Source organism: Desulfosceptrum tomskiensis, from assembly GCF_049818055.1.
In the GTDB taxonomy this organism is placed as follows: domain Bacteria; phylum Bacillota; class Desulfotomaculia; order Desulfotomaculales; family JASEER01; genus JBFLVT01.
This window is the reverse complement of the sequence record NZ_CP187479.1, coordinates 1774825-1796980: the sequence shown is the minus strand read 5'-3', so window position 1 is coordinate 1796980 and position 22156 is coordinate 1774825. Positions and strand designations below refer to the sequence as shown.

The 22156-nt window shown below is 64.1% G+C and carries 19 protein-coding genes and 1 riboswitch; of the genes, 15 read left to right on the top strand and 4 right to left on the bottom strand.

What is annotated here, in order from left to right:
* Window positions 1-2 precede the first annotated feature (2 nt).
* Entirely contained in the window at window positions 3-395 is a 393-nt protein-coding gene (gene rpsI, locus ACPV0M_RS09135; protein ID WP_425620342.1) for a 30S ribosomal protein S9, read from the top strand.
* Window positions 396-458: 63 nt separating this feature from the next.
* Here the strand turns inward: rpsI and ACPV0M_RS09130 are convergent, their stop codons facing one another.
* Entirely contained in the window at window positions 459-1250 is a 792-nt protein-coding gene (locus tag ACPV0M_RS09130) for an N-acetylmuramoyl-L-alanine amidase family protein (RefSeq protein ID WP_425620341.1), read from the bottom strand.
* Window positions 1251-1417: 167 nt separating this feature from the next.
* Here ACPV0M_RS09130 and ACPV0M_RS09125 point away from each other — a divergent pair, with 167 nt between their 5' ends.
* The 6 genes from ACPV0M_RS09125 (at window position 1418) to ACPV0M_RS09100 (ending at window position 7402) form a co-directional block, all read left to right on the top strand.
* A complete protein-coding gene (locus ACPV0M_RS09125; RefSeq protein ID WP_425620340.1) occupies window positions 1418-1777 on the top strand; it encodes a hypothetical protein in 360 nt (119 codons plus the stop codon).
* Window positions 1778-2211: 434 nt separating this feature from the next.
* Complete coding sequence (locus ACPV0M_RS09120; RefSeq protein ID WP_425620339.1) at window positions 2212-3819, top strand: ABC transporter substrate-binding protein; 1608 nt, start codon at window positions 2212-2214, stop codon at window positions 3817-3819.
* 28 nt (window positions 3820-3847) lie between these two features.
* Complete coding sequence (locus ACPV0M_RS09115; protein WP_425620338.1) at window positions 3848-4834, top strand: ABC transporter permease; 987 nt, start codon at window positions 3848-3850, stop codon at window positions 4832-4834.
* 169 nt (window positions 4835-5003) lie between these two features.
* The gene (locus tag ACPV0M_RS09110) at window positions 5004-5771 is read left to right on the top strand and encodes an ABC transporter permease (RefSeq protein WP_425622179.1); all 768 of its coding nucleotides are present in this window, start codon (window positions 5004-5006) and stop codon (window positions 5769-5771) included.
* A 28-nt stretch (window positions 5772-5799) separates the two neighbouring features.
* Window positions 5800-6816 (top strand): oligopeptide/dipeptide ABC transporter ATP-binding protein, encoded by a 1017-nt coding sequence (locus ACPV0M_RS09105; protein ID WP_425620337.1) that lies wholly within the window; start codon window positions 5800-5802, stop codon window positions 6814-6816.
* Entirely contained in the window at window positions 6806-7402 is a 597-nt protein-coding gene (locus tag ACPV0M_RS09100) for an ABC transporter ATP-binding protein (protein WP_425620336.1), read from the top strand. The genes ACPV0M_RS09105 and ACPV0M_RS09100 overlap by 11 nt, the downstream gene beginning before the upstream one ends.
* Window positions 7403-7420: 18 nt before the next feature.
* Here the strand turns inward: ACPV0M_RS09100 and ACPV0M_RS09095 are convergent, their stop codons facing one another.
* Both ACPV0M_RS09095 and ACPV0M_RS09090 read right to left on the bottom strand, forming a co-directional pair.
* Entirely contained in the window at window positions 7421-9202 is a 1782-nt protein-coding gene (locus ACPV0M_RS09095) for a PAS domain S-box protein (protein WP_425620335.1), read from the bottom strand.
* Between the two features lie 135 nt (window positions 9203-9337).
* The gene (locus ACPV0M_RS09090) at window positions 9338-10180 is read right to left on the bottom strand and encodes an SDH family Clp fold serine proteinase (protein WP_425620334.1); all 843 of its coding nucleotides are present in this window, start codon (window positions 10178-10180) and stop codon (window positions 9338-9340) included.
* A gap of 140 nt (window positions 10181-10320) precedes the next feature.
* Between ACPV0M_RS09090 and ACPV0M_RS09085 the strand changes: the two genes are divergently transcribed.
* Window positions 10321-11052: a YkgJ family cysteine cluster protein gene (locus tag ACPV0M_RS09085; RefSeq protein WP_425620333.1), complete on the top strand. Its 732-nt coding sequence runs from the start codon at window positions 10321-10323 to the stop codon at window positions 11050-11052.
* Between the two features lie 100 nt (window positions 11053-11152).
* A complete protein-coding gene (locus ACPV0M_RS09080; protein WP_425620332.1) occupies window positions 11153-11833 on the top strand; it encodes a LysE family transporter in 681 nt (226 codons plus the stop codon).
* 51 nt (window positions 11834-11884) lie between these two features.
* Here ACPV0M_RS09080 and ACPV0M_RS09075 read toward each other — a convergent pair whose 3' ends face one another.
* Complete coding sequence (locus ACPV0M_RS09075) at window positions 11885-12802, bottom strand: isoaspartyl peptidase/L-asparaginase family protein (RefSeq protein ID WP_425620331.1); 918 nt, start codon at window positions 12800-12802, stop codon at window positions 11885-11887.
* 365 nt (window positions 12803-13167) lie between these two features.
* A riboswitch (cobalamin riboswitch) is annotated at window positions 13168-13363 on the top strand.
* Between the two features lie 139 nt (window positions 13364-13502).
* On the opposite strand from ACPV0M_RS09075, the gene ACPV0M_RS09070 reads away from it, so the two are divergent.
* Genes ACPV0M_RS09070 through ACPV0M_RS09045 form a run of 6 tightly spaced genes read left to right on the top strand, consistent with a single transcriptional unit; the run spans window position 13503 to window position 21888 of the window.
* Window positions 13503-16328, top strand: coding sequence for an S-layer homology domain-containing protein (locus ACPV0M_RS09070; RefSeq protein WP_425620330.1), 2826 nt, complete (start codon window positions 13503-13505; stop codon window positions 16326-16328).
* Window positions 16318-17454 (top strand): DUF4430 domain-containing protein, encoded by a 1137-nt coding sequence (locus ACPV0M_RS09065; RefSeq protein WP_425620329.1) that lies wholly within the window; start codon window positions 16318-16320, stop codon window positions 17452-17454. The genes ACPV0M_RS09070 and ACPV0M_RS09065 overlap by 11 nt, the downstream gene beginning before the upstream one ends.
* The gene (locus ACPV0M_RS09060; RefSeq protein WP_425620328.1) at window positions 17451-18605 is read left to right on the top strand and encodes a prenyltransferase/squalene oxidase repeat-containing protein; all 1155 of its coding nucleotides are present in this window, start codon (window positions 17451-17453) and stop codon (window positions 18603-18605) included. Before ACPV0M_RS09065 ends, ACPV0M_RS09060 begins: the two co-directional genes overlap by 4 nt.
* Window positions 18592-19494 (top strand): energy-coupling factor transporter transmembrane component T, encoded by a 903-nt coding sequence (locus ACPV0M_RS09055; protein WP_425620327.1) that lies wholly within the window; start codon window positions 18592-18594, stop codon window positions 19492-19494. The genes ACPV0M_RS09060 and ACPV0M_RS09055 overlap by 14 nt, the downstream gene beginning before the upstream one ends.
* Window positions 19495-19535: 41 nt before the next feature.
* Window positions 19536-21110: an ABC transporter ATP-binding protein gene (locus ACPV0M_RS09050; protein ID WP_425620326.1), complete on the top strand. Its 1575-nt coding sequence runs from the start codon at window positions 19536-19538 to the stop codon at window positions 21108-21110.
* Window positions 21103-21888 (top strand): ECF transporter S component, encoded by a 786-nt coding sequence (locus ACPV0M_RS09045; protein ID WP_425620325.1) that lies wholly within the window; start codon window positions 21103-21105, stop codon window positions 21886-21888. The genes ACPV0M_RS09050 and ACPV0M_RS09045 overlap by 8 nt, the downstream gene beginning before the upstream one ends.
* Window positions 21889-22156 lie beyond the last annotated feature (268 nt).

Below are 22156 nucleotides of genomic sequence, written 5' to 3'. Positions count from 1 at the left end.
AAATGGCACAGGTACAGTTTTACGGCACCGGAAGAAGAAAGAACGCCATCGCGCGTGTTTACCTGGTTCCCGGCAAGGGAGAGGTTAGGATAAATGCCCGTAACGCCGACGCCTACCTCGGACGGCGCACCCTGGAGACCATCGTGCGCCAGCCGCTCGAAGTCACCGGGACAAGCGGCCGCTTTGACGTTGTCGCCAAGGTCCTCGGCGGGGGCTTGAGCGGTCAGGCGGGAGCTGTCCGGCTGGGCATCGCCAGGGCGCTCATCCAGGCCGACCCGAACCTCCGGTCCGTTTTGAAGAAGGCCGGGTTCCTGACCCGCGACCCGCGGATGAAGGAACGCCGCAAGTACGGCCTGAAGAAGGCCCGCCGCGCTCCGCAATTCTCCAAGCGCTAAAATCTCGTCCACGATTAAAAGCGATCGCTCTCAGGCGATCGCTTTTTTAACGGCCGTCCGTGGTCACGGGGCTTCGAGCGGGGCCGGCCTTTGCTGGAAGGTTTCAATGATCTTGTCGTCGATCCACTTTGTGGCGGGCATGGCTTCCTGGGCGAAATAGGTGACCACGCCCGCATAGATGGCCAGGGCTACCTTCGCCTGGTACTCCGGGTCCTTCAGGAGCCGGCGCTCGGCCGGGTTGCTCAGGTAACCCGTTTCCACGATGACCGCCGGGACCCGCGCCTCCCGCGTGATGAAATAGTCGATCTCTTTGGGAACGCGTTTGGTGTTGCCGAGGACGCGTATCAATTCCGCCTGGATGGCCCGGCTGGCGCGCCTCGACGCCTCCGCGCCGGGTTGCGAAAAGGTCTGCGCCCCGCGCTCGCTCGAATTGTGGAAGTTGTTGCAGTGGATGCTGATCAGGAGATCGGTGTCGGCCTCGTTGGCGATGCGGGCCCGCTCGGCCAGGTCGGCGCGCTGCCGCTCGATGATCCGCTTATCCTCGGTGCGGGTCATGATAACCCTGGCCCCTCCCTGGCGCAGGTAGTCCGCCAGCTTGAGGGCGATCGGCAGCGTGATGTCCTTTTCGAAGGTCCCGTCCGGGGCCCGGGCGCCCGAATCCTTCCCCCCGTGCCCCGGATCGACGACGATGGTCTTGTTGGCCAGGAGCCAGGAAAGGGCCGCTATCGTTCGCTCGTGCAGGTACCGGTCGGCCCACCGGTAGCCCGTCCAGCACAGGTATACGAAAGAAACCAAGATGAGAAACGCCAGCGCATGCCATGCCCGAAGGCGGTAAGCCGCAACCCAGACTGGCAAAATCATACCTCCTTTCCAGCATCTCACACCATGTCTATGCCGCCCCGGGGAAACCTATGACAGGTCGGTCGTCAGTCGTCTGGCAGCGGTCAAAATCGCGGGCGCAAGCCCGCCTCACGAGGCTGGTAATTCGACGGGCAAGCGGTTATATTGGGGATGAGGGGGTAATGGACAAGATGATCATTGCTCATTTAGTGAAAGGGAAGCTGAGCGGCCGGCTGTGTTTCGACGGCGTCCGCACCTTTTTTGAGGATACCGCGGAAGAGATAGCCCAAGCGATCAGGCCCTATCTCGACCAGCCGCTGGAGTATAAGACGAGCGAGTGGGTGAACGGGGAGAAAGTTAAAACAGACTGTATCGCTCAGCCGAACACGGTCGAGCATTTCAGCGCCCTGGTGTGGTTTTACGTGCCCTGCAAGGCCGGAGTGGGCATAGCGCACATCCAGAACCAGATCGAAACCGAAACGCCGATTGAGGATGAGGCGGGGAAGCAGCCTCACACTCCCGAAAGTGCCGGCGCGGTCTGATCAGGGGCTCGATCCTGAGGTGGTGTGTGAATACATTCCGGAACGAAGCAGGAATTCGCTGTTTTCTGTCGAAGGACGCCATGCAGCGGATAACAGGGCAGAGAAGGCCCGCTTAGACCGGCTCGAAGCCGGATTTTTAAGCCGCGAGGGATGAAACGGCTTTTGCGCACGGGTTCGGCTGAGGACCGTTTCCCGGGGGTCAGTTCTGTGCGCGAAGAGGAGGTCGGGAGCACCGGCGGACAGTGGTTTTTTAAACGGCGAGACATAGGCCGGGGGTGCTCGAACTGAGATCTCCCCGGTGCGCTTTTGTATTTTAATTTTAATAGATAAAAAAGGCCACGGAGGCTTAAAACCCGCTCGAAGGCGGAGGGCTCTGTGGCCTTTCGGTTTCTGAACGGCAATTAATGCAATTAGTGTGGAGGAGGTTACAGCCAATGAAAAAAATCTGCTGGCTCGTGTTGGTTACGGCCATAGTTTTTGCTTTCCTGGTCGGCGGGTGCGGCTCGGTGAAACAGGAGGGTACCTCAAAGCAGGCAGCGGTGCAAAAAGAGGAACTGGTGCTGGCGGTAGGCGGCGAACCCGACGGCGGGTTTGATCCCACCACCGGTTGGGGCCGCTACGGTTCGCCGCTTTTCCACAGCACGCTGCTTGCGCGCGACAACGATCTCGGAATCGTCAATGACCTGGCCGAAAACTGGAAGGTCAGCGAAGACGGCCTGACGTGGACCGTCACCATTCGCAAGGACGTGAAGTTTTCCGACGGCAGCCCGCTTACGGCCGAAGACGTGGCGTACACTTTCGAGGCGGCCGCGGGTAGCGGTTCGATTGTCGATCTGAGCGTTCTGGAGAAAGCGGCGGCCATAGACAAAGAGACTGTCGAGTTCCGGTTAAAGCACCCCCAATCGACTTTTGTCAACCGCCTGATTTCCACCGGTATCGTGCCGAAGAACGCGCACGGCAAGGATTACGCTGCCAAACCGGTCGGGTCGGGCCCGTACAGGTTTGTACAGTGGGATAAAGGCCAGCAATTGATCGTCGAGGCCAACCCCTATTACTACGGGCCGCAGCCCGCCTTCAAAAAGATTACCTTTCTGTACCTGGATGAGGACGCGGCCTTTGCGGCGGCGAAGGCGGGCCAGGCCGATATCGTGTCCGTCCCGCATATGTTCGCGAAGCAGACGGTGCCCGGGATGAGGCTGGTGGCGGTCAAGAGCGTGGATAACCGCGGCATAATGTTTCCGACAGTGCCGTCAGGGCAAAAGACGCAAGACGGGTTTCCCGTCGGCAACAACGTGACGGCCGATCCGGCCATCCGCAAGGCCGTGAATATCGCGGTCGACCGCAAGGCGCTCGTGGATAACGTGCTCGAGGGCTTCGGCTCGCCCGCCTACACAATCTGCGACAATCTGCCCTGGTGGAACCCCGAGACGGTGATCAAGGACGCCGATCCGGAAGCAGCGAAGAAGCTTCTGGCCGAGGCCGGCTGGAAGGACGCCGACGGCGACGGCGTGCTGGAGAAAAGTGGGCTTAAGGCGCGGTTTACCCTGATTTATCCGGCCGGGGATCAGACCCGCCAGTCCCTGGCCCTGGCGGTGGCGGATATGCTCAAACCTATAGGTATCGACATCAAAGTAGAGGGCAAGAGCTGGGACGAGATCAAGACCCTTATGCACTCCAACGCGATACTTTTCGGGTGGGGAAGCCACGACCCGCTGGAAATGTACAACGTGTATCACAGCCGTAACAGGGGCGTCGACTGGTACAACACTGGTTTCTACAGCAATCCGGACGTTGATGCGTATCTGGACAAGGCCCTGACCGCGAAGAGCGAGGACGAGGCCCTGTGGTACTGGAAAAAGGCCCAATGGAACGGCAGGACCGGCTTAAGCGCCAAGGGCGACGCGCCCTGGGCCTGGCTGGTGAACATCGATCACTGCTATTTCGTCCGCGAAAATCTCGATATCGGGAACCCGAGAATCGAGCCGCACGGGCACGGCTGGCCGATCACCGCCAACATTCTGGAGTGGCGCTGGAAGAAGTGATCTGAAGGCGCCTTGAGGAGAAACACAGGTGAGAAAAGTGCTGTTGCTTCTGGCAGGCAAGGCCCTGCGGCTGGCGGCGCTTCTGGCGGCTTTGTGCGCCTTTTCCTTCTGGCTGGTCAGCCATTCGCCCGTCGATCCGGTGCGCGCCTATGTGGGCGCCGACATGCTGCTGGTCGGCCCGGAGCAGCGGGAGCGGATCGCCGAATACTGGGGCCTGAACGACCCGCCCGGCGAGAGATTCCTGCGCTGGAGCGAGGCGATGCTGCGCGGCGACTTCGGCACGTCGATGATTTTCCGGCGGCCTGTCGCCGAGGTCATCGGCGAACGGTTCTACGCTTCGCTGCTCCTTATGGGGATGGCGTGGGTGCTTTCGGGCGTCTGCGGGTTCGCGCTCGGCGTGGCGGCGGGGGCGCGGCAGGGCACCTGGATCGACGGGATCATAAAGTGGTATTGTCTCACGATGGCCTCCACGCCGGTCTTCTGGCTGGCCATCGTGCTTTTGATGGTGTTCGCCGTCTGGCTGGGCTGGGCGCCGGTGGGTCTTGCCGTGCCCGTCGGCACCCTAGCCGGGGAAGTAACCCTGGCCGACCGTATCCGCCACATGGTACTGCCCGCGATTACGCTGAGCATCGTCGGAGTTTCCAGTGTGGCCCTGTTCACGCGGCAGAAAGTCGTGGATGCTCTGGCAAGCGAGTACGTGCTCTTCGCCCGGGCTAAGGGCGAACCCGAAACGGCCATTCTTTGGCGGCATGTGCTGCGCAATGTCGCCCTGCCTGCCGTGACGCTGCAGTTCGCCGTTTTCAGCGAGCTTTTCGGCGGCTCGGTGCTCGCCGAGCAGGTGTTCTCCTACCCCGGGCTCGGCCAGGCCATCGTGCAGGCGGGCCTGCGCGGTGATATTCCTCTTTTGCTGGCGGCGGTGATGTGCGGGGCGGTATTCGTTTTTGTCGGGAATCTGCTGGCGGACGTCATCTACAGTATTGTTGATCCGCGGATCAGGCTGGGAAAGCTGGCGTAGGGGGAAAAGGCCGATTCCGGTTAATTCTTAGGGAGGGGATGGCGCGGTGGCGACAGATGTTGAGGCGTGCGGACAGGCGGCCGCTGCTGTAAGCCCCGGCGGCGGGATCCGCCTGCCGCAACTGAACCGCCGATAGCGCACGCTGCTTGTCCTGATTTTGTCATTGGCGCTGCTGCTCGGTATCTTGGCCGGCGGGATGCTCTCCGGCAGCGAAAAACTGGTGACCAACTTCTCCGAGCGGAATCTGGCTCCCTCGCTTGATCATCCGTTCGGCACCGACTGGCTCGGCCGGGACATGCTGGTGCGGACGGTAAAAGGGCTGACGCTGAGCCTGTGCGTCGGTGCTCTCGCAGCCACAGCGAGCGTGTTGATCGCCCTGCTTCTCGGATTGGCCGCCGCAACGGGGGGAAGGGTCGTGGACGGCGCTATCACGTGGCTTGTGGATTTCTTTTTGGGTGTGCCTCACCTTGTCTTTCTCATTCTGATCGCTTTTGTGCTCGGCGGCGGGGTCAAGGGGGTAGTGATCGGGGTGGCGCTCACCCACTGGCCGAGCCTGGCGCGTGTTGTCCGCGCTGAGATCCTGCAGCTACGCACCGCGGAGTTTGTCGCGGTTTCCCGCCGGCTCGGCCGGACGCGCTGGTGGATCGCCCGGCGGCATTTTCTGCCGCACCTTTTGCCGCAGCTCTTGGTGGGTTTCGTGCTGCTTGTGCCTCACGCCATCCTGCACGAGGCATCGATTACTTTTCTCGGGTTCGGGCTTTCTCCGCACCGGCCGGCTGTCGGGATCATCCTTTCCGAATCGATGCGTTACCTTTCTACCGGTATGTGGTGGCTCGCCCTGTTTCCAGGGCTCGCTCTGCTGGCTGTGGTGCGCAGTATTGACCTTCTGGGGGACAACATCAGGGCGCTGCTCGACCCGCGGACCGCGCACGAATAGGGTTTTGTTATTTAAGTTTACAGGGAGGTTGACGACGATGCTTCCAGCCGGTAACGGGTGCCCGGCGGCAGGTCACGAAACGGGCTGCAAGGCGAAAACCAGCGGCGCGGAGGTCGGTTGCGCCCCGCTGCTGGCGATTGAAAACCTTTCAGTGTCTTTTCTGCGATACGTTTCCGGTTGGCAGCGGCGAAAGCTGACGGTGATCGACGATCTGTGCGTCGCTGTGTATCCCGGGGAGATTCTGGCAGTCGTGGGGGCCAGCGGGGCCGGCAAGAGTCTTCTCGCCCATGCTCTTTTGGGTATCCTGCCGCGCAACGCGCTGGTGACCGGAATAATCCGTTTTGCCGGCGAGGACCTGACGCCCGTGCGCCAGGCGCAGCTTCGCGGGCGCGAAATCGCGCTGGTCCCGCAGTCGGTGAACTTTCTCAATCCGCTGATGCGGGTGGGCGCGCAGGTGCGGGCGGCGGTCCGGGACGGTGACGCGCCGGGCGCCCAGCGCCGCGTTTTTGCCCGCTACCGGCTGCCGCATGAGTCCGAAAGGCTTTACCCGTTTCAGCTTTCGGGCGGTATGGCGCGGCGCGTGCTCGTGGCCGCGGCCACCGTGAGCGGGGCGCGGCTGGTCATCGCCGACGAACCCACGCCGGGTCTCGACGCGGAGGCGGCGCGCGAAACGCTTTCCCATCTTCGCGAGCTTGCCGATGAAGGCCGTTCGGTCTTGCTCATCACGCACGACATCACGGCCGCGCTTCCCGTGGCCGACCGCATCGCCGTCTTTTACGGGGGTACGGTGCTGGAGGTTGCCCCCGCGCAGGATTTCACGGGTACGGGCGAGTCGCTGCGCCACCCTTACAGCAAAGCCCTCTGGCAGGCCCTGCCGCAGAACGGTTTCGCGGTTGTGCCGGGATACCAGCCTTTGCCGGACACGCTGCCCGCCGGATGCCTTTTCGCTCCGCGCTGCCCGCAGGCTGCGCCCGCGTGCGCGGCGGAACGGCCGCCGGTGCGCGGCCTGCGGGGCGGCACGGTGAGGTGCTTTTATGCCGCTTGAAGCGCGCGGAATCGGGTTTCGCTACGTAAACGCGCCGTGGGCGCTGCGCGGCGTAGACCTGGATGTCAGCCCCGGAGAGACGGTGGGTCTCGTCGGCCGGAGCGGGGCCGGCAAAACAACGCTGGCGCGCATTCTCGCCGGCTATCTGAAGCCGCTGGAGGGTACGGTGCTGCTGGACGGCGAACCTCTGCCGCGAACGGGCCGCCATCCCGTGCAGCTTGTCTGGCAGCACCCCGAGAAGGCGGTAAACCCGCGCTGGCGTATGCGCGATATCCTGACGGAAGGGTGGGAACCTGACCGGAACGTGCTGGCGGCGTTCGGCATCGAGCCGGACTGGCTTGAACGCTGGCCCAACGAGCTTTCGGGCGGGGAGCTGCAGCGCTTCTGCGTGGTGCGGGCGCTCGGGCCGTCAACCCGCTATCTGATCGCGGACGAGATCAGCACCATGCTCGATGCCCTGACGCAGGCGCAGATCTGGCACGCCCTGCTGGCTGTCGCCCGCACAAGGAAGCTCGGCTTGCTCGTCATCAGCCATGACGCGCCGCTGTTGCGGCGCGTGTGTAACAGAATTGTTACTTTGCCTTGAGCGCAAAGCAGCCAAGCCCTATGTTTCCCGGCATAGCGACAAAGCCGCCCGGACCACGGCAGGGTCGTAGAGGACACCGCTTTGGCTTGTGATCTCCTCCAGGGCGGCGGCGAAAGACTGGGCGGGCCGGTAGGGACGGTGCGAGGTCATGGCGTCCAGCACGTCGGCCACGGCCAAAATACGCGCCTCGGGCAGGATTTCCTCACCTCGCAGTCCGTCCGGGTAGCCGGAGCCGTCGAGGCGCTCGTGGTGCTGGCGCACAGTCAGGGCGACCGGGTGGGGGAAGGGGATGTCTTTGAGCGCTTCGTATCCCGTGACCGGATGGGTCTTGACAAGGGCGAACTCGTATGAGTTCAAGAGGCCGGGCTTATTGAGGATGGCTGCCGGAACAGTGATCTTGCCGATATCGTGGAGGAAGCCAGCCAGACGCAGAGCCTCGATACGGTCTTCCTCGATGCCCATTTCCCGCGCGATGGCGCAGGCCAGTTCGGCAACCCGCTGTTGGTGGCCGGCCGTGTAAGGGTCGCGCATTTCGACCAGCCGCGCGACGGCCATCACGCCTTGCTGCAGGGTGTCGACCAGCCTCTTGCTGTGTTCGAGACGCTCCCGCTCCGCCCGGCGACGCTCGCTCTCGTCGCGAAATACCAGCACTACGCCGATGATTTCCCCTGCAGCATCTCGGATCGGCGCGCCGCTGTCGGTAATGGGTATGAGCTTTTTGTATCGTGTGGCCAGCAGTGTATGATTGGCCAGGCCGACGACCGTGCCTTCGCTCAGGACGCGGCTTACCGGACTCTCCACCGGCCGCCCGGTGTGCTCGTTGACGATGTTGAAAACCTCGTTCAGGGGGCGGCCGAGGGCCTCAGCGGCCGGCCAACCGGTAAGCTGTTCGGCCACCGGGTTGATGAAGGTGACGCGGCCGTCGCAGTCCGTACAGATGACGGCGTCGCCGATGCTGGCCAGGGTCACGCGGAACCGCTCCTGCTCGGCCGCCAGCCTTGCTTCCCTCGCCTTGCGGGCGGTGATGTCCCGCACCACGGCTAAGAGCCTGTCGCGGCCGCCGATGACCGCGCGCTTCAAATTCACTTCCAGCCAGAGAAGCCGTCCGTCCTTGGTGCGGAACATCCATTCGAAAAGCTGCGGACTCTCAGCCGCCCGGGCGATCCATCCCATGGCGTGCTCCTGTGTAAATGGGGGGAAACCGGCGCTCAGTTCGCCGACGCTTAACCGGCACGCTTCCTCCGGCGTGTAGCCGCAAAGCTCGGCCACCTTGCTGTTTGCCTCAAGAATGCTGCCCGTCGCCGGATCATGCACGAAGACGGTGTCGTTTACATTGTCAAAAATGGCGTGATAGTTGGCCTCGGAGATGCGCAAAGCTTCTTCCTTGCGCTTGATCTCGGTGATATCCATGAAGGAGGCGATGCTCTGCCTGGTGCCGGGGATGAGGGCGACGGTCACCCATATGAACTTGCTCCTTCCGTGGCGGTCGACGAAACGAAACTCATAGTTGCGCGGGGCGGCTTGCGGGTCGCGCCGGCGCAAAATGTGGTACCCGCGCATGCGCTCCAGATCCTCCTCCGCCACGAAAGCGGTCCAGCTCATGCGTCCCTCGATTTCGGCGCGGGGATAGCCCGCGAAACGGGCGAAATCCTCGTTGCAGAGGGAGATGGTCGTGTCTTCTTCGATCAGGCAGGTGGGCAGACCGGTGTTCTCAAACAGGGTGAGGAAGGCGGCCTGTACTTGTTCGAGGCGCTCCGCCGAATAATTCGGACCCGTGCGCTCATCGCTGTTCTTCCCCATGGCGGGCACCTCCCCTGTGCCCGGCCCCGGCAGAGTTCCAGGCAATACCGAAGAAACCGGGGACTTAGGGTTTGGAATAGTTCGACACAGACGGGCGGATTCCTGCACGAATCAACAAACGCCGCCCTGCGCGTGTCATTTGCCTCCCGGGGCGTCTTTGCGCCCGCGGTAGGGCACGGGGATGAACTGCACCGACGGGCGCCGCTGGGGCGGTTGCGGGTAGAGCTCCATCAGCTCGTAGATTTCCGTGGGCAGGCCGGTTGCGACTTTGAGACCAAGGTTCTGGAGCTTTTCAAAAGTAATCGGGTAGTCGTGGGTCCACTGTCCCGTGGACAGGGCCTTGGCTACCTCCCGCGCGTTCTCCTCGGCCATCTTCTCCTTGAGCAGCTCCAGGATGAACTCTTCGACCTGTACCAGGGCTTTGCTTGATATGTCAGCCATGATCAGGGTCTCGTCGTCGACCTTGTCCTTGCCTTTTTGGCGTACTGCTTCTACAATAGAAGCTGCGGGAAAATTCCCGAGCTGCGGGTCCACCGGGCCGAGCACGGCGTTCTCGTCCATGATGATTTCGTCAGCGGCCAGCGAGATCATTGTCCCGCCGGACATCGCGTAATGCGGAACAAAAACGGTAACCTTGGCCGGGTGCCGCTGGATGGCCCGGGCGATTTGTTCTGAGGCCAGGACCAGGCCCCCGGGGGTATGCAGCACCAGGTCGATGGGCAGGTCGTCGGGGGTCAGCCGGATGGCCCGCAGGACGTGTTCAGAGTCCTCGATGTTGATGAATCTTGTCAGCGGAATGCCCAGGATGCTCAGCAATTCCTGGCGGTGGATGAGGGTGATCAGGCGGGACCCTCTTTTTTGTTCAATCTGCCTGATCAGGCGCAGCCGCGCGGTCTCGATACTTCGCTGCCGAAGCATGGGGATAATGACGGAAAGCAGGAAAAAGAACCAGATAATGTCGATCAGGGAGATACTCAAGGAGCCGGAACCCCCTTTGCGGGAATGGAGCCATTTCTAGTCTTTCCCGTGTCAGGCACGTGATGCAGAGATTGCGACAAGGACTTGCTTCAAGGTGCTCGAATATATTCTAACGGTTTTTGTCGAAAGGAGGAAGGCAAATGTTGCCTGCCGCTAAAGTTTACGAAGCCCTGGCTGTCGCGGAGAACAACAGGCTCTTCGCTTATCTTGAGGAGATTTACGAAAGGGTTCCCGAAGCGGATTGCCAGCGGTGCGGCACCTGCTGCGCCGATCCTCCCCCGGCGGGGCTCATCGAGTATTTAAACGTTTACCGCTACGTCCGCGACAACCTCAAGGACCTGCATCCCGAACTGGTCGAACGCGCGGTGCGGTTTTTCTTCCTGCACCTGGTCGACCCCGATGCCAAATGCCCGTTCCTGGGGACCGACAGCCGGTGCCTGATCTACCCGGTGCGCCCTTTGAACTGCCGCCTTTACGGCCACCTGGACCGGAAGGCGCACGAGGAATTAAACAGCCGGGGAATGGAGGATGTGGGCGAGTATTACCGGAAGACCCACGGCATCACGCTGCCCAAGGAGATCCTGGAGTCCAGGATCCCGTACTGCGAGGACATCAAGAGCAAGGGACACCTTAAGCTCGAACAGGCGCAGGAGATGACCATGGGCGTCCTGGCCCTGGACGCGCAGATCCTGCCCTCGAGGCTGGTCTTCGACCAGGTGGTGTACGCGCCCCTGGGCACCCACCTGGCCTGCGGCGTGCTGAACGAGGGCGTGCAGAAAAAGCGCCCCGAGGTCATGAAGGAGTATCTTGAAACGGGAGCCAGCCCGCTGATGGAGAAGTATTTGGAGCGCGCGGGGAAGTTCAACTTCTAGATTGGCTGACTAAATCGTTACTGAACAAATGTGAGGGTCTCAAATGTGAGGGTCTGACCCTCACATTTGTGGTGGCGGTTCTGACTGGGGGAGTGGGTAGGTGAGTCTGAGCGTCATTTTCGTAACCGCACTCGTGGTGGGGCTGACCGGCGCGATGATGCCGGGCCCCCTTTTTACTATTACGGTTGCCGAATCCGCCCGGCGCGGCTTGTTGACCGGGCCGCTGCTCATCGTCGGCCACGCCGTTCTTGAGGGCGCCCTCGTGCTCTCCCTCGTCGGCGGGCTCGCCGTTTTCCTAACGCTCCATTCCGTCACGGGAACGATCGCCTTCCTGGGCGGGGGCTTCCTGATCTACATGGGGCACTGCATCATCAGCGACGTGCTGCGCGGCAGGGTCAACCTCCAGGCTGTGCAGGACGCCGCCGCGACTAGCGACGGCGAGGCCGCGGGTAAGTCTACAGGTATTCTTAGGCTGATCGGTCTGGGCGCCGTCACCAGCGTCTCCAACCCCTACTGGTCGCTTTGGTGGGCCACCATCGGCCTGACCTACATCACCCAGTCGCTCGACAAGGGCTACCTCGGGCTTGCGGCTTTTTTTACCGGGCATATTTCCGCCGATTTCCTGTGGTACGGCCTGGTATCCTACCTGGTCGTCAAGGGCAAGCGATTCCTCTCCCCGCCCGTTTACGGCGAGATCCTGGTGATCTGCGGGTCTTTTCTGGTGTTCCTCGGGGGCTATTTCATCTGGACGGGGTACAAAACCTTTGCCGGCATGGTCTAGTCGTTATGGCTGCAAGCCGATGCTGCGGGTGATTCACTCACTTCCAACTTCTCACTTTCCGCCTCCCAAGCGGTGACGGAGGTTGACCGGCTCGAAGTCTTTTCGGACCCGGCCGTCGACCACGACCACGACGGGGAAACGGCCGGCGTTGAAGGCCGCGCCGATACGCCCTCCGCTGTCCAGGGCGAGAATCCCGCCTTCGGCGCCCTTCAGGTCCGCCAGCCTTTTTAACGCTGACTCGACCGCCTCCTGGGGATGCGTTCCCGCCGCGATCTGCTCGTCCACGTACTTGGCCGTCAGCGTCTCCACAAAGGCTTCGCCCACGCCGGTGCAGACCGCGGCGCTTGTCGACGAGGCATAGATCCCCCCGCCCAGCGCCGGGGTATCTCCAACCCTTCCAGGCATCTTCAGGGAACACCCGCCTGTCGACGAGGCCGCGGCCAACGCCTGCCCGTCCCAGCAGACGCACCCGACGGTGTCGGCGCGGTATTCCAGACCCGTAAAGAGGTTCTGGGCCGGCATCTCGCCCCGGGACAGGCTGTCCTTGGCCTTGCGCCATGCTTCGAGCTGCTCCCTGGTGATGCAGTTGGCTTCGGGGAAGTGATGCCGGCGCGCGAACTTGATGGCCCCCTCCCCGGCCAGCATTACCTGCTTGGTTTCCTCCATCAGCTTGCGGGCCACCGATATCGGGTTGGCGACCTCCCGGATGGCGGCCACGGCGGCGAAACGGTTTGTCCCGCCGTCGACGATGGCGGCGTCCATCTCGACTTCGCCGTCAAGATTGAGCACCGAGCCGTAGCCGCAGTTGAACCGCGGCGAGTCCTCCAGGAGGTTGAGCACGGCTTCGAGCGCCGGCACACGGCCCTGAATCAAAAGGTTGTGTCCCCTCAGCGCCGCCTCCTTAAGAAGCGCCATGAATTCCTGTTCCCGGCTCGTATCCAGCCCGCCGTGTACCGCGATAATGCCCATGTCTGTATTGTCGTCAGCCTGCCTGGTTTCTATGCGGGACGGTGCGCCGCCGTTTCCCGACAGGAATTCGTCCGCTTTCCTGCAGGCCGGTGATGGACATCGCCGGGACCTTGTGGTAGGATCAAAACAGCCAGCTGGAAAATGCTGCGGGCGGCAATGCCGCTTGCCCTGCCGGTTGGCTGGCTTCAAGCACATATCGAGCCCTGTCCGGGTGCCTCCTGCCAGGAGAGAGCGTTCAAAAACGAGCATGGCCTTTGAGAGGTGAGATGTGGGAAGTCGGAAGTGGGAAATACAGGTTGGAATTCGCAGAGCGGATTCCGCCCCGTTCACACCTCTGACCTCTCACCTCGCACTTCCCAAATGGGCAGGCGAAGTTTTTCAACGGTCTCCCAGGGAGGTGAAAAGGGAATCAGGTGCAAATCCTGAACGGCCCCGCCACTGTAATGGGTGAGCAGTTCCTTGCCGCGGAAAGCGGCATTGCCACTGGGCGACAGGCCCGGGAAGGTTGGAACCGGCGATGAACCCTGAGTCAGGAGACCTGCCCGGACAGCAGCAAGCTTACCTCCGAGGGAGAGGGGGCGATGTCCGGTGTTTTTCGCTGAACCCGGCGGCTAGCCTTGTCGACCCGGCCTCGGAAGGCCGGGTCTTTTGCTTCCGGTGCGACTTTTCACGGCCAATACATGCTGGGGAGGCAAAAACGATGAGGCTTTGCCAACGGTTGCCAGTTTTTCTCTATGTGTTTGTCCTGCTTTTTGGCCTTGCCGCGGCGCCGGCGCTGGCCGGAATTACGATCCAACTGAACTCCGACAGTAACGGCATCGTTTACGAGGGAACGCCCATCACCATTAGGGCGACAGTTTATGACGGCGGTACGTTGGTCACTACCCCGGCTGTGGAATGGTCGCTGGGCAACTCCGGTTGCGGTACCCTGAGCGCGGTATACGGCGAGGCGGTCACTTTTACTCCCGCCCGGCCGTCCGGCCTGGGCCGCTGGGACAGCGTGACCACGGTGGTCTATGCCGCCTACGGCGGGGCAACGGCAGAACTGCCGCTGACCATCTACCCCGGCGCGGCAGCCAGCGACCCCCTGGCGCGGGCGAAGGTCTATCTGCGCGCGCAGCAAGCTGCCGACGGGAAGCTGACCGACGATTGGGCGGCCATCGCCCTGGCCGCGGCCGGGGAGAACCTGTCGGCCAACGATTGGCTGAAAAACGGCCGGGGGCACCTCGAGGCGATGGGTTCCGCGGTTGCCGGCTGGGATCCCGACTCGACGTCCACGACGACGATCGCCCGGACGCTGCTGACGGCGGCCACGGCCAGGAAGGCCGGCGCCGACGCGGACCCGCGGGACTTCGGCGGGAAAGACCTGGTCGCACTGCTCCTGCAGCGCCAGGATGCCAGCTCGGGACATTTCGGCCTGCCGGGCGAAGCCGCCTGGGTCAACGCCCACGCCTGGGCGGTTCTCGCCCTCTCGTCGGCGGGGGAAGCGGTGCCGAATCGCGACAGGGCGCGGCAATGGCTGATCAACGCCCAGAACGCGGACGGCGGCTGGGGCTGGACCACTGACCGCAATGACCAGTGGGGAGGCTACCTGAGCGACTCCAACGATACCGCCGCCGCCGTCCGGGCGCTCGTGGTCCTCGGCGCTGCCGACAAGAGCGCCGGTCAGCCGCTCGGGAAGGCCCTGTCGTTCCTGAAGACCATGCAGGCTGACGACGGCGGATTCTTCTACGGACAATGGGGCCCCCCGTCCGACAGCAACTCCGACGGCGAAGTCATCCAGGCTCTGGCCGCCGCCGGGGAGGACCCGCAGGGCGCCGGCTGGTCGAAAACCGGGGGGTTAAATGCCGTCAACCACCTGCTGGGCCTGCAAAAGGCCGACGGGGCCTTCCGGTGGCAGGCCGGCAGCGATGGTTACAGCCCCGGGCATGACACCGCCGTGGCCCTGCTCGGTCTGGTCTGCCTCGACCCGGCAAAGCTGCCCGAGGTGCCGCCCGCGCCGCCGGGCGGGGGCGGCGCCCCGTCTCCGCAGACGATCACCGTCACCGCCGGGGTGCGGGGACTGGACGGAGCGACAATGTATGCCTCGCGGGCGGTGAAGCTGGCGCCCGGGAAGCAGACCCCGCTCGGGGCCCTGGAGGCCCTCGGCGCCAGCATCGAAACCGGGTTCGGCGGCAGCTATGTGGTCAGCATCGACGGCCTGGCCGAAAAGCAATACGGCCAGGCGAGCGGCTGGATCTACCTGGTGAACGGATCGGCTCCCCCGGCGGCGTGCAACGCCTACCGCCTCCGTGACGGGGACGACGTACTGTGGCGTTACGTCCGCTCGTTAGCGGAAACCGGCGATTTTTTACCAAACCGGCTGCCTGTCGGGCCTACGCTTTCCCCGACGCTGGCGGGCGGTATCGCCGCGGCGGAAAAGGCGCTTTCCGCCGCAAAGGATGGGGGGCCGGCAACCACCGTCCTGCCTTCCGCCCCGCCGGACGCCGCGGCAGCCGCCGAGCTGGCGCGCGCCCTGGCCGCCAACCGCGTCGGTCTCGCGCAGGAGGTTAACCCGGAGACGGAAACCCTTGTCGCTGATGAACTGCTGGAAGCCGGGCTAAAGATACCCGCCGGTGCTCTCGAACGAACCGTGACCATCTCCGTGCGCGAGCAGAAACGAGAGGAGGAGGGCCTGCCGGCCCCGGTGGGGAAGACCTTCGCCTCCGGCGTGTACGATTTCGGCCCGGACGGGCAGGCCTTCCGGAAGGCGGCCACGGTCTACCTGCGCTGTCTGCCCTCTGAGGGCCGGGCGGCGGCCGACCTGACCTTGGCCTGGTTCGACCCGCAGTCTGACCTGTGGCGCCCCCTGGCGGCGGTCTACGACCCGGCTACGGGTCTCCTGGCCGGGCGCATAACCCACTTCACCCGCTTCGCAGCGCTGACCCCGGCCGGCCCCTCTCCGGCCTTCACAGACATCGATGCGGGCGGAAAAGCGTGGTACGCCGGGGCCGTAAAAGATCTTGCCGCGCGGGGCGTCATCGGGGCCGATGAGGGTCCGGCCTTCCGCCCCGGGGATCCGGTCACCCGGGCGGTCTTCACCGGCTGGCTGGCCCGCGGGCTGGAGCTGTTGCCGGGTCCGGCCCCGTCCTTTACCGACCTCGGGGTGGATGCGGCCTACCGCGCCGAGATCGGCGCCGCCGCCCGCCGCGGCCTGGTCCGCGGCCTGCCCGGCGGCCTTTTCGGACCGGAGAAGCCGCTGACCCGCCAGGAACTGGCCGCCATCCTGGTACGCGCCGCTCACCGCGCGGGCCAGCCGGAGCAGCTCCCGCCCGGACGGGCGGAAGCAGTTCTCGGGCGTTACACCGACGCCGACCAGGTCGCCGGCTGGGCGCGCGCAGCAATGGCCGCCGCCGTAAACGAAGGGCTGCTGGCCGGTATGCCCGACAAGCACCTGAACCCCCGCGGACCGGTAACTCGTGCCGAGGCCGCGGCCTTCGTCCAGCGCTTGGTGGAACGCGAAAGGGCGGTACGTGATGCGGCGTAAACCGTTGTCTTTCAAGGGCCTGGCCGTGGCTCTTCTTCTCGTCCTGTTCCTGGGTATCCTGGGCTGCGGCACGGCGGCGGGTCCGCCCGAAATGTCTTCGCCGGCGGCCGCAACGTCGGCGCCGGAAAGGGCACCGGCAGAAAACCTGCGGTCTGCGCCGTCATCGGTGGCTGGCGGCGCAGGCGATCCCGCCGGGGTTCCGGCGCTGCAAACCGGCGAAGAACACACCCCTGCCCCTTCCGGTGACCGTGAGAACACAACCGCACCCGGAGGGCAACGGGCGGCCGGCGGCCCTAAAGTAACCCTCTGGGTGACGCGGGACTTCGGCCGGGAAACCCTCTTCGCGGCCGAGGTGCCCCTGCCGCCCGGAAGTGACGTACTATCGCTCCTCAAGAACCACACCCGGGTCGAAACGGCTTACGGCGGCAAGTTCGTGAACGCGATCAACGGCATTCGGTCAGACGGACGGGGCGGACGCTTGGACTGGTTTTACTGGGTCAACGGTGTCCTTGCCCCCGTCGGTGCCGCCGATTTCCGGCCCGCCCCCGGGGACGTGGTCTGGTGGGACTACCGTGACTGGAGCGCCGGTCCGCCTGCTCCGGCCGTTGTGGGAGCCTATCCTTGTCCCTTAAAAGGAGGCGCGCCCGTGCTTATTCTTTATCCCGAGGGGCAGTCCGACCTGTTCCGGCAGGTGGCGGGAGCTCTCGCCACTCAAGGCATTCAGGCCTGCGGGAGCATAGTTGATGACCGGGCCGTCCTTCAGCGGAATACGCCGGTCCTCGTTGTGGGGTTGTGGAGGGATCTGGCATCCTCGGCACTGGCTGAGATCGTTGAGCGGGGAGCCCGCTCGGGCATCTATTGCCGTCTTGCCGCCGACGGTTTTGCAGCGTTGGACGAGCGGGGGAACGCTACCGTACACCTGAAAGAAAGCTGCGGGACGGTCCTGGCAACAGCCGCCGGCCCGGGGGACCGGAACCCGCTGTGGATCGTGACGGGGACTGATGACGCCGGCCTGAAGGCAGCGGTCAGAGTCCTCGAAGATCCTTCGAAGCTTCGCTGCCGGTGCGGCGTCCTGGTACAGGAGTCTCAGGTCACTGCCCTGCCGGCGGGAGGTGCTGCAAGATGAAAGCGAGACCTGTCCTGGTCCAGGCCGTGCTGTGTTTTTGGCTGGTTATCTGCCTGGCTTTGCCGGCGAGCGCTTCCGATTCTGTTGACGCTTCACTTCAAAGAGCCTGTGCGTACCTCTCCGGCCAGCAGGTCTCTGACTATCCCTGGGCTTCGATTGCCTTGCGAGCGGCAGGATGTCCCCGTGCCGGGGACTTTTCCTTGTCCAGCCTGCCGGAGGACGGTCCGACAACCGGCCTGGTGCGGATGATCATCGCCGGAACGCTTTTTGGGTCTCCCGGTACGGACGAGGCCGTGACGAGGCTCCAACACCTGCAGTTGAAGAACGGCAAATTTGCTGACAACACAGCGGGCCAGGGGGAAGAACTGGTCAACGCTCACGTGTGGGCGATCATAGCCCTGGCCGCTGCGGGAAGGGAAACACCCGACGGGGACGCGGCCCTGGCCTGGCTTCTTGAGCAGCAGCATGCCGACGGCGGATTTTCCTATGGTACATCCGTTCCGGAGTCGGACGTCGATATAACGGCGATGGCCCTTTGCGCGATGAAGGCTCTGGGTTTGGAAGCGGACAGCCCCCCGGTGACATCTGCCTTTTCCTTTTTGCACAGCCGCCAGCAGCCCGGCGGGGGGTTTGTTTCATGGGGAGTAGAGTCCTGCGAATCGTGCGCCTGGGTTATCCAGGCTCTTGTTGCCTACGGCATGGACCCGCAAGGCGGGGACTGGACTCAGCCAGGCGGGAACCCCGTTCAGGCCCTGCTGGCTTTCCAGCGGCCGGATGGCTCTTTTGCCCACTACCGGGGAGGGCCGGCCGACATTATCGCCACCAGCCAGGCCCTGCTGGCGCTGGGGGACCTGAAACGCGGGAGGCCTTTCTGGGCCCTGCCGCGGTCCGGCAGATTCAGCGATCTCGGTCCGGAGCACTGGGCGCACGCGGCGGTAGCCGAACTGGCCGCGGTGCTGTGCCGGATGGCGAAACTGTCCGTTCCGCCCGCCGCCGGGCCCTGGTGGACCGGGCCGGTGGAAGCGGGACGGCGAGCAGGTTTGCTCTATCCCGGCTTCAGCCCGGAAAAGCCCGCCGGGCGGGCGCAGGTTGCCTGGAGCTTGTTTGCGGCTCTCCGGGCCGGGAGTGGAACAAGTAATGGGCCGCAATAGACGCGAATCACTGCACTCGTTGGCGGCCGGCCTCTACTTCGGGGCTCTGCTGACGGCAAGCCTGGTCTACCAGCATCCTTTGCCCCTGGCCGTGCTCGGCCTGGCGGCCTTTGCCGGTCTGGTCGTTACCCGGGGTTGGGCGCAGGCCGCCAGGCCGCTGCACGCCCTCGTGCCTGTGGCGGCCGCTGTGGTTTGCTTGAACGCCTTGCTGGTCCGCGCAGGAACTACAATCATCTGGGACCCCGGCTGGTATTGGCCGCTGTTCGGCAGGGTGCAGGTTGCACTGGAAGCCGTCTGTTTCGGCGTTGTGATGGCCCTCCGTCTCGCTGTCGTGTGGCTCGCTTTTCTGCTCTATGACCGGCTGACCGAACATGACAGGGCCTTTGCCTTCCTGGCGGCACGAATGCCGAGAACGGCGCTTACCGTTTTGGTGGCTTTGCGCTTGCTGCCGGTCCTGGCCGCCGATTTCCGGTCGGTGGAAGAGGCGCACGCGGCCCGGGGTCTGTCCCTTGGCGACGGGTCCGTGGCGGCGCGCTTCCGGGGTTATGCAGTGGTGCTTGCCGGGATACTCGTGCTCGCCCTGGAAAGGTCGCTGGAAATGGCGGAGGCTATGCACGCTCGGGGTTTCGGGTCCGGGAGGAGGACACACCTCCCCGAAAGGTGGGCCGGACGTGACTGTTTTGCCGTCGGCGGGGCGGTTCTGGTGCTCGGCGGGTTGGGTTACGGCCTTTTCTCCGGCGCGGCCCGGGTCGGCTTCTACCCCCTCCTGGAGGGGTTTTACCGTGAAAATCTTTGGACTGTTGCGATGCTCACAGCGGCAGGGGGCTTGCTCCTGCCGCTCTGGTACTGGGGGGTTGAACACTGGCCATCCTGGCGGCGGAAAACCTAGTCTACACCTACCCCGGGCGGAGCGCACCCGCCCTGCGGGGTATGAGCCTCGAGATCGAGGAAGGAACCTTTGTTCTCTTGGCAGGTCCTTCGGGATCGGGGAAGAGCACGGTGCTGCGCGCCTTTGCCGGGCTGGTGCCCGACTTTCACGGCGGCGTCTTCGGCGGCCGTGTGTTGTTGGACGGCCGTGATTTGCGTGACGTCGGGCGGCGGGAACTGGCCCAAAGCGTGGGCATTGTCTTCCAGGACCCGGAAAAGCAGCTGGTGATGACGACGGTGGAGCGCGAACTGTGCTTCGGCCTGGAAAACATCGGGTTGCCGTCAACGGTCATCGCCCGGAGAGTGGCTGAAGGGGCGGAATTCCTCGGCTTGACCCCGTACCTCCGGACCCCGACGGCGGAGCTTTCCGGGGGGCTGAAGCAGAAAACCGTCCTGGCGGCCGTCCTCGTGATGCAGCCCCGGGTGTTGCTGCTCGACGAACCGACTTCACAGCTGGACCCCGCGGCGGCCGACGAGTTTCTGTCACTGGTGCGGCGGCTGAACCAGGAGTACGGCCTTACGGTGATCCTGAGCGAGCAGCGCCTGGACCGCTGCTATCATCTTGCCGACCGCGTGGCCGTGATGGAAGCGGGGCGGGTGGTAATAGACGCTCCTCCCCGGGAAGCGGCGAAACTGGCTCTCAATGCCGGATTGCCTTACGTCCCGGCGGTGACGCGGCTGCTGGCCGCAGTCAATGGAAGGCACCCGCTCACCGTGGCCGAGGGACGCCGGGAGCTGCTCCGCACGGTGGCGGGCGGTCACGCGGGGCAGGCCCAGGGAGCGCGAACGGACCCGGCTGACCTCGCAGTCGAGGCCAGCCGGGTCCGGTATGCCTACCCCCGCGGCGCAGCCGCTGTAACGGATCTTTCCCTTGCGGTTCCCGCCGGCGCGATAACGGCTGTCGTCGGCCCCAACGGAGCGGGCAAGAGTACCCTTCTCAAGCTCCTCGCCGGTTTGCTCAAGCCGGACGGCGGGCGGATCCGCATCTTCGGGCGTGACCGCGGGACGCTGAACAAAGCCGGCCTGGCCGCCGGGGTAGCCTACCTGGCCCAGAACCCCAACGACTACCTCTTCCGTGATACGGTTGCAGAAGAACTCGGCTTCACCCTCCGCGCCCTGGGCCGGTCCGGGCCGGTGGCCGATGTGCTGGCCGCCTGCGGCCTGTCCGACTTGGCCGGGGTGAATCCGCGCGATCTTTCGGCGGGGGAGCGCCAGCGCGTGGCCCTCGCTTCACTGCTGGTCGCCGGGCCCTCGTTGATCCTCCTCGATGAGCCGACGCGGGGGGTGGACCAGCCCGCCAAGGATACTCTGGGCCGCCTCTTGGATCGGCTTTGCCGGCAGGATGGCAAAAGCGTGCTCCTGGTCACCCACGACGTGGACTTTGCGGCCGAGTGGGCGGCAAAGGTGGTCTTTATGGCCGGAGGCAGGGTCCTGGCCGCCGGAACGCCGGCGGAGGTCCTCGGCGACTCTTTGTTTTACAGCCCGCAAGTGGCGCGGCTCTTCCGCGGGGTGGCCGAAGTGACGACTTTCAGCGCCGCCCGGGCTTGGATGGCGCAGGCGGGTGCCGGGCATGGCTAGGAAGACGGGCCGGTCGCTCCGGTTGCTCTCGTGGCTGGTCTGGCTTTTGCCGTTAGCCGTGCTTGGCGCCTGCGCCTGGCTGGGAGTCACGGGGACCGTGGTCAGCCACGGCCTGTTGGCCTTCGGCGCGGCTGTCCTGGTGCTGGTGGTCGCGGCCTGGCGGTATGAATGCGGCCGCCCCGCCGGCCGGGAAATCATGCTGGTGGCCAGCCTGGCCGCCCTGGCCGCCGCCGGCCGGATACCCTTTGCCTTCCTGCCGGGGGTGCAACCGGTGACCTTCGTCTGCATAACGGCCGGGATCGTCTTCGGGGCGCGGGTCGCTTTTGCGGTGGGGGCCGTCGCGGCCGTGCTCTCCAATTTTGCCCTCGGGCAGGGCCCCTGGACCCCCTGGCAAATGATCGCCTGGGGACTGGCCGGAGCCTCGGCGGGGTGGTGTTCCGTCTTGATCAAAGGACTGGGGCTGCCGGCCATGATAGTTTTCAGCATCCTCTGGGGGTATCTCTACGGGGCCGTCGTCAACCTGTGGGTCTGGACGACATCCTTTTACCCCCTTGACTTGCGGTCGTTTCTGGCCGTGGAGAGCCTCAGTCTGCCATTTGACACGGCTCACGCCGCCGGCAACGCCGTCTTCGTGCTCCTCCTGGGCCGGCGCGTCATCCGCACCCTCGAGCGCTTCCGGGACAGGATCACCGTCACCCGGCTCTCTTCCCAAACCCGGCCGCGCCTCCGCCCGGAACACAGTCTTGACCTCGATTCTGTCGCCTCTCGTCCTGAGTAAAAGGCGTGACGCGGAAGGATCATAAGGAACATATTGAAGTCGGCAACCTACCGCCCTTCTACGCAGGCCTATATCATACGGTCCTGGGAAAGGTTACCCGGACGTGTGTTAAGTTTAATGAGCTTAACCGGTGGCATAGAGGAATTTGTCCAGCTATGGCGAATCCTGGCAGATACAGTAATCAGGACACTAACCGGTGATTACCGGGAGAGCCTTCACTATGTGGTAAGACTCAGACGGGGGTGGTTGCTAACAGAGGCGTATGACA

Bases quoted from the DNA above. Each gene is read 5' to 3' on its own strand.
- rpsI (WP_425620342.1), top strand. From the start codon at position 3: ATGGCACAGGTACAGTTTTACGGCACCGGAAGAAGAAAGAACGCCATC.
- ACPV0M_RS09125 (WP_425620340.1), top strand. From the start codon at position 1,418: ATGGACAAGATGATCATTGCTCATTTAGTGAAAGGGAAGCTGAGCGGC.
- ACPV0M_RS09120 (WP_425620339.1), top strand. From the start codon at position 2,212: ATGAAAAAAATCTGCTGGCTCGTGTTGGTTACGGCCATAGTTTTTGCT.
- ACPV0M_RS09100 (WP_425620336.1), top strand. From the start codon at position 6,806: ATGCCGCTTGAAGCGCGCGGAATCGGGTTTCGCTACGTAAACGCGCCG.
- ACPV0M_RS09095 (WP_425620335.1), bottom strand. From the start codon at position 9,202: ATGGGGAAGAACAGCGATGAGCGCACGGGTCCGAATTATTCGGCGGAG.
- ACPV0M_RS09085 (WP_425620333.1), top strand. From the start codon at position 10,321: ATGTTGCCTGCCGCTAAAGTTTACGAAGCCCTGGCTGTCGCGGAGAAC.
- ACPV0M_RS09075 (WP_425620331.1), bottom strand. From the start codon at position 12,802: ATGGGCATTATCGCGGTACACGGCGGGCTGGATACGAGCCGGGAACAG.
- ACPV0M_RS09070 (WP_425620330.1), top strand. From the start codon at position 13,503: ATGAGGCTTTGCCAACGGTTGCCAGTTTTTCTCTATGTGTTTGTCCTG.
- ACPV0M_RS09065 (WP_425620329.1), top strand. From the start codon at position 16,318: ATGCGGCGTAAACCGTTGTCTTTCAAGGGCCTGGCCGTGGCTCTTCTT.
- ACPV0M_RS09060 (WP_425620328.1), top strand. From the start codon at position 17,451: ATGAAAGCGAGACCTGTCCTGGTCCAGGCCGTGCTGTGTTTTTGGCTG.
- ACPV0M_RS09055 (WP_425620327.1), top strand. From the start codon at position 18,592: ATGGGCCGCAATAGACGCGAATCACTGCACTCGTTGGCGGCCGGCCTC.
- ACPV0M_RS09050 (WP_425620326.1), top strand. From the start codon at position 19,536: ATGAGCCTCGAGATCGAGGAAGGAACCTTTGTTCTCTTGGCAGGTCCT.
- ACPV0M_RS09045 (WP_425620325.1), top strand. From the start codon at position 21,103: ATGGCTAGGAAGACGGGCCGGTCGCTCCGGTTGCTCTCGTGGCTGGTC.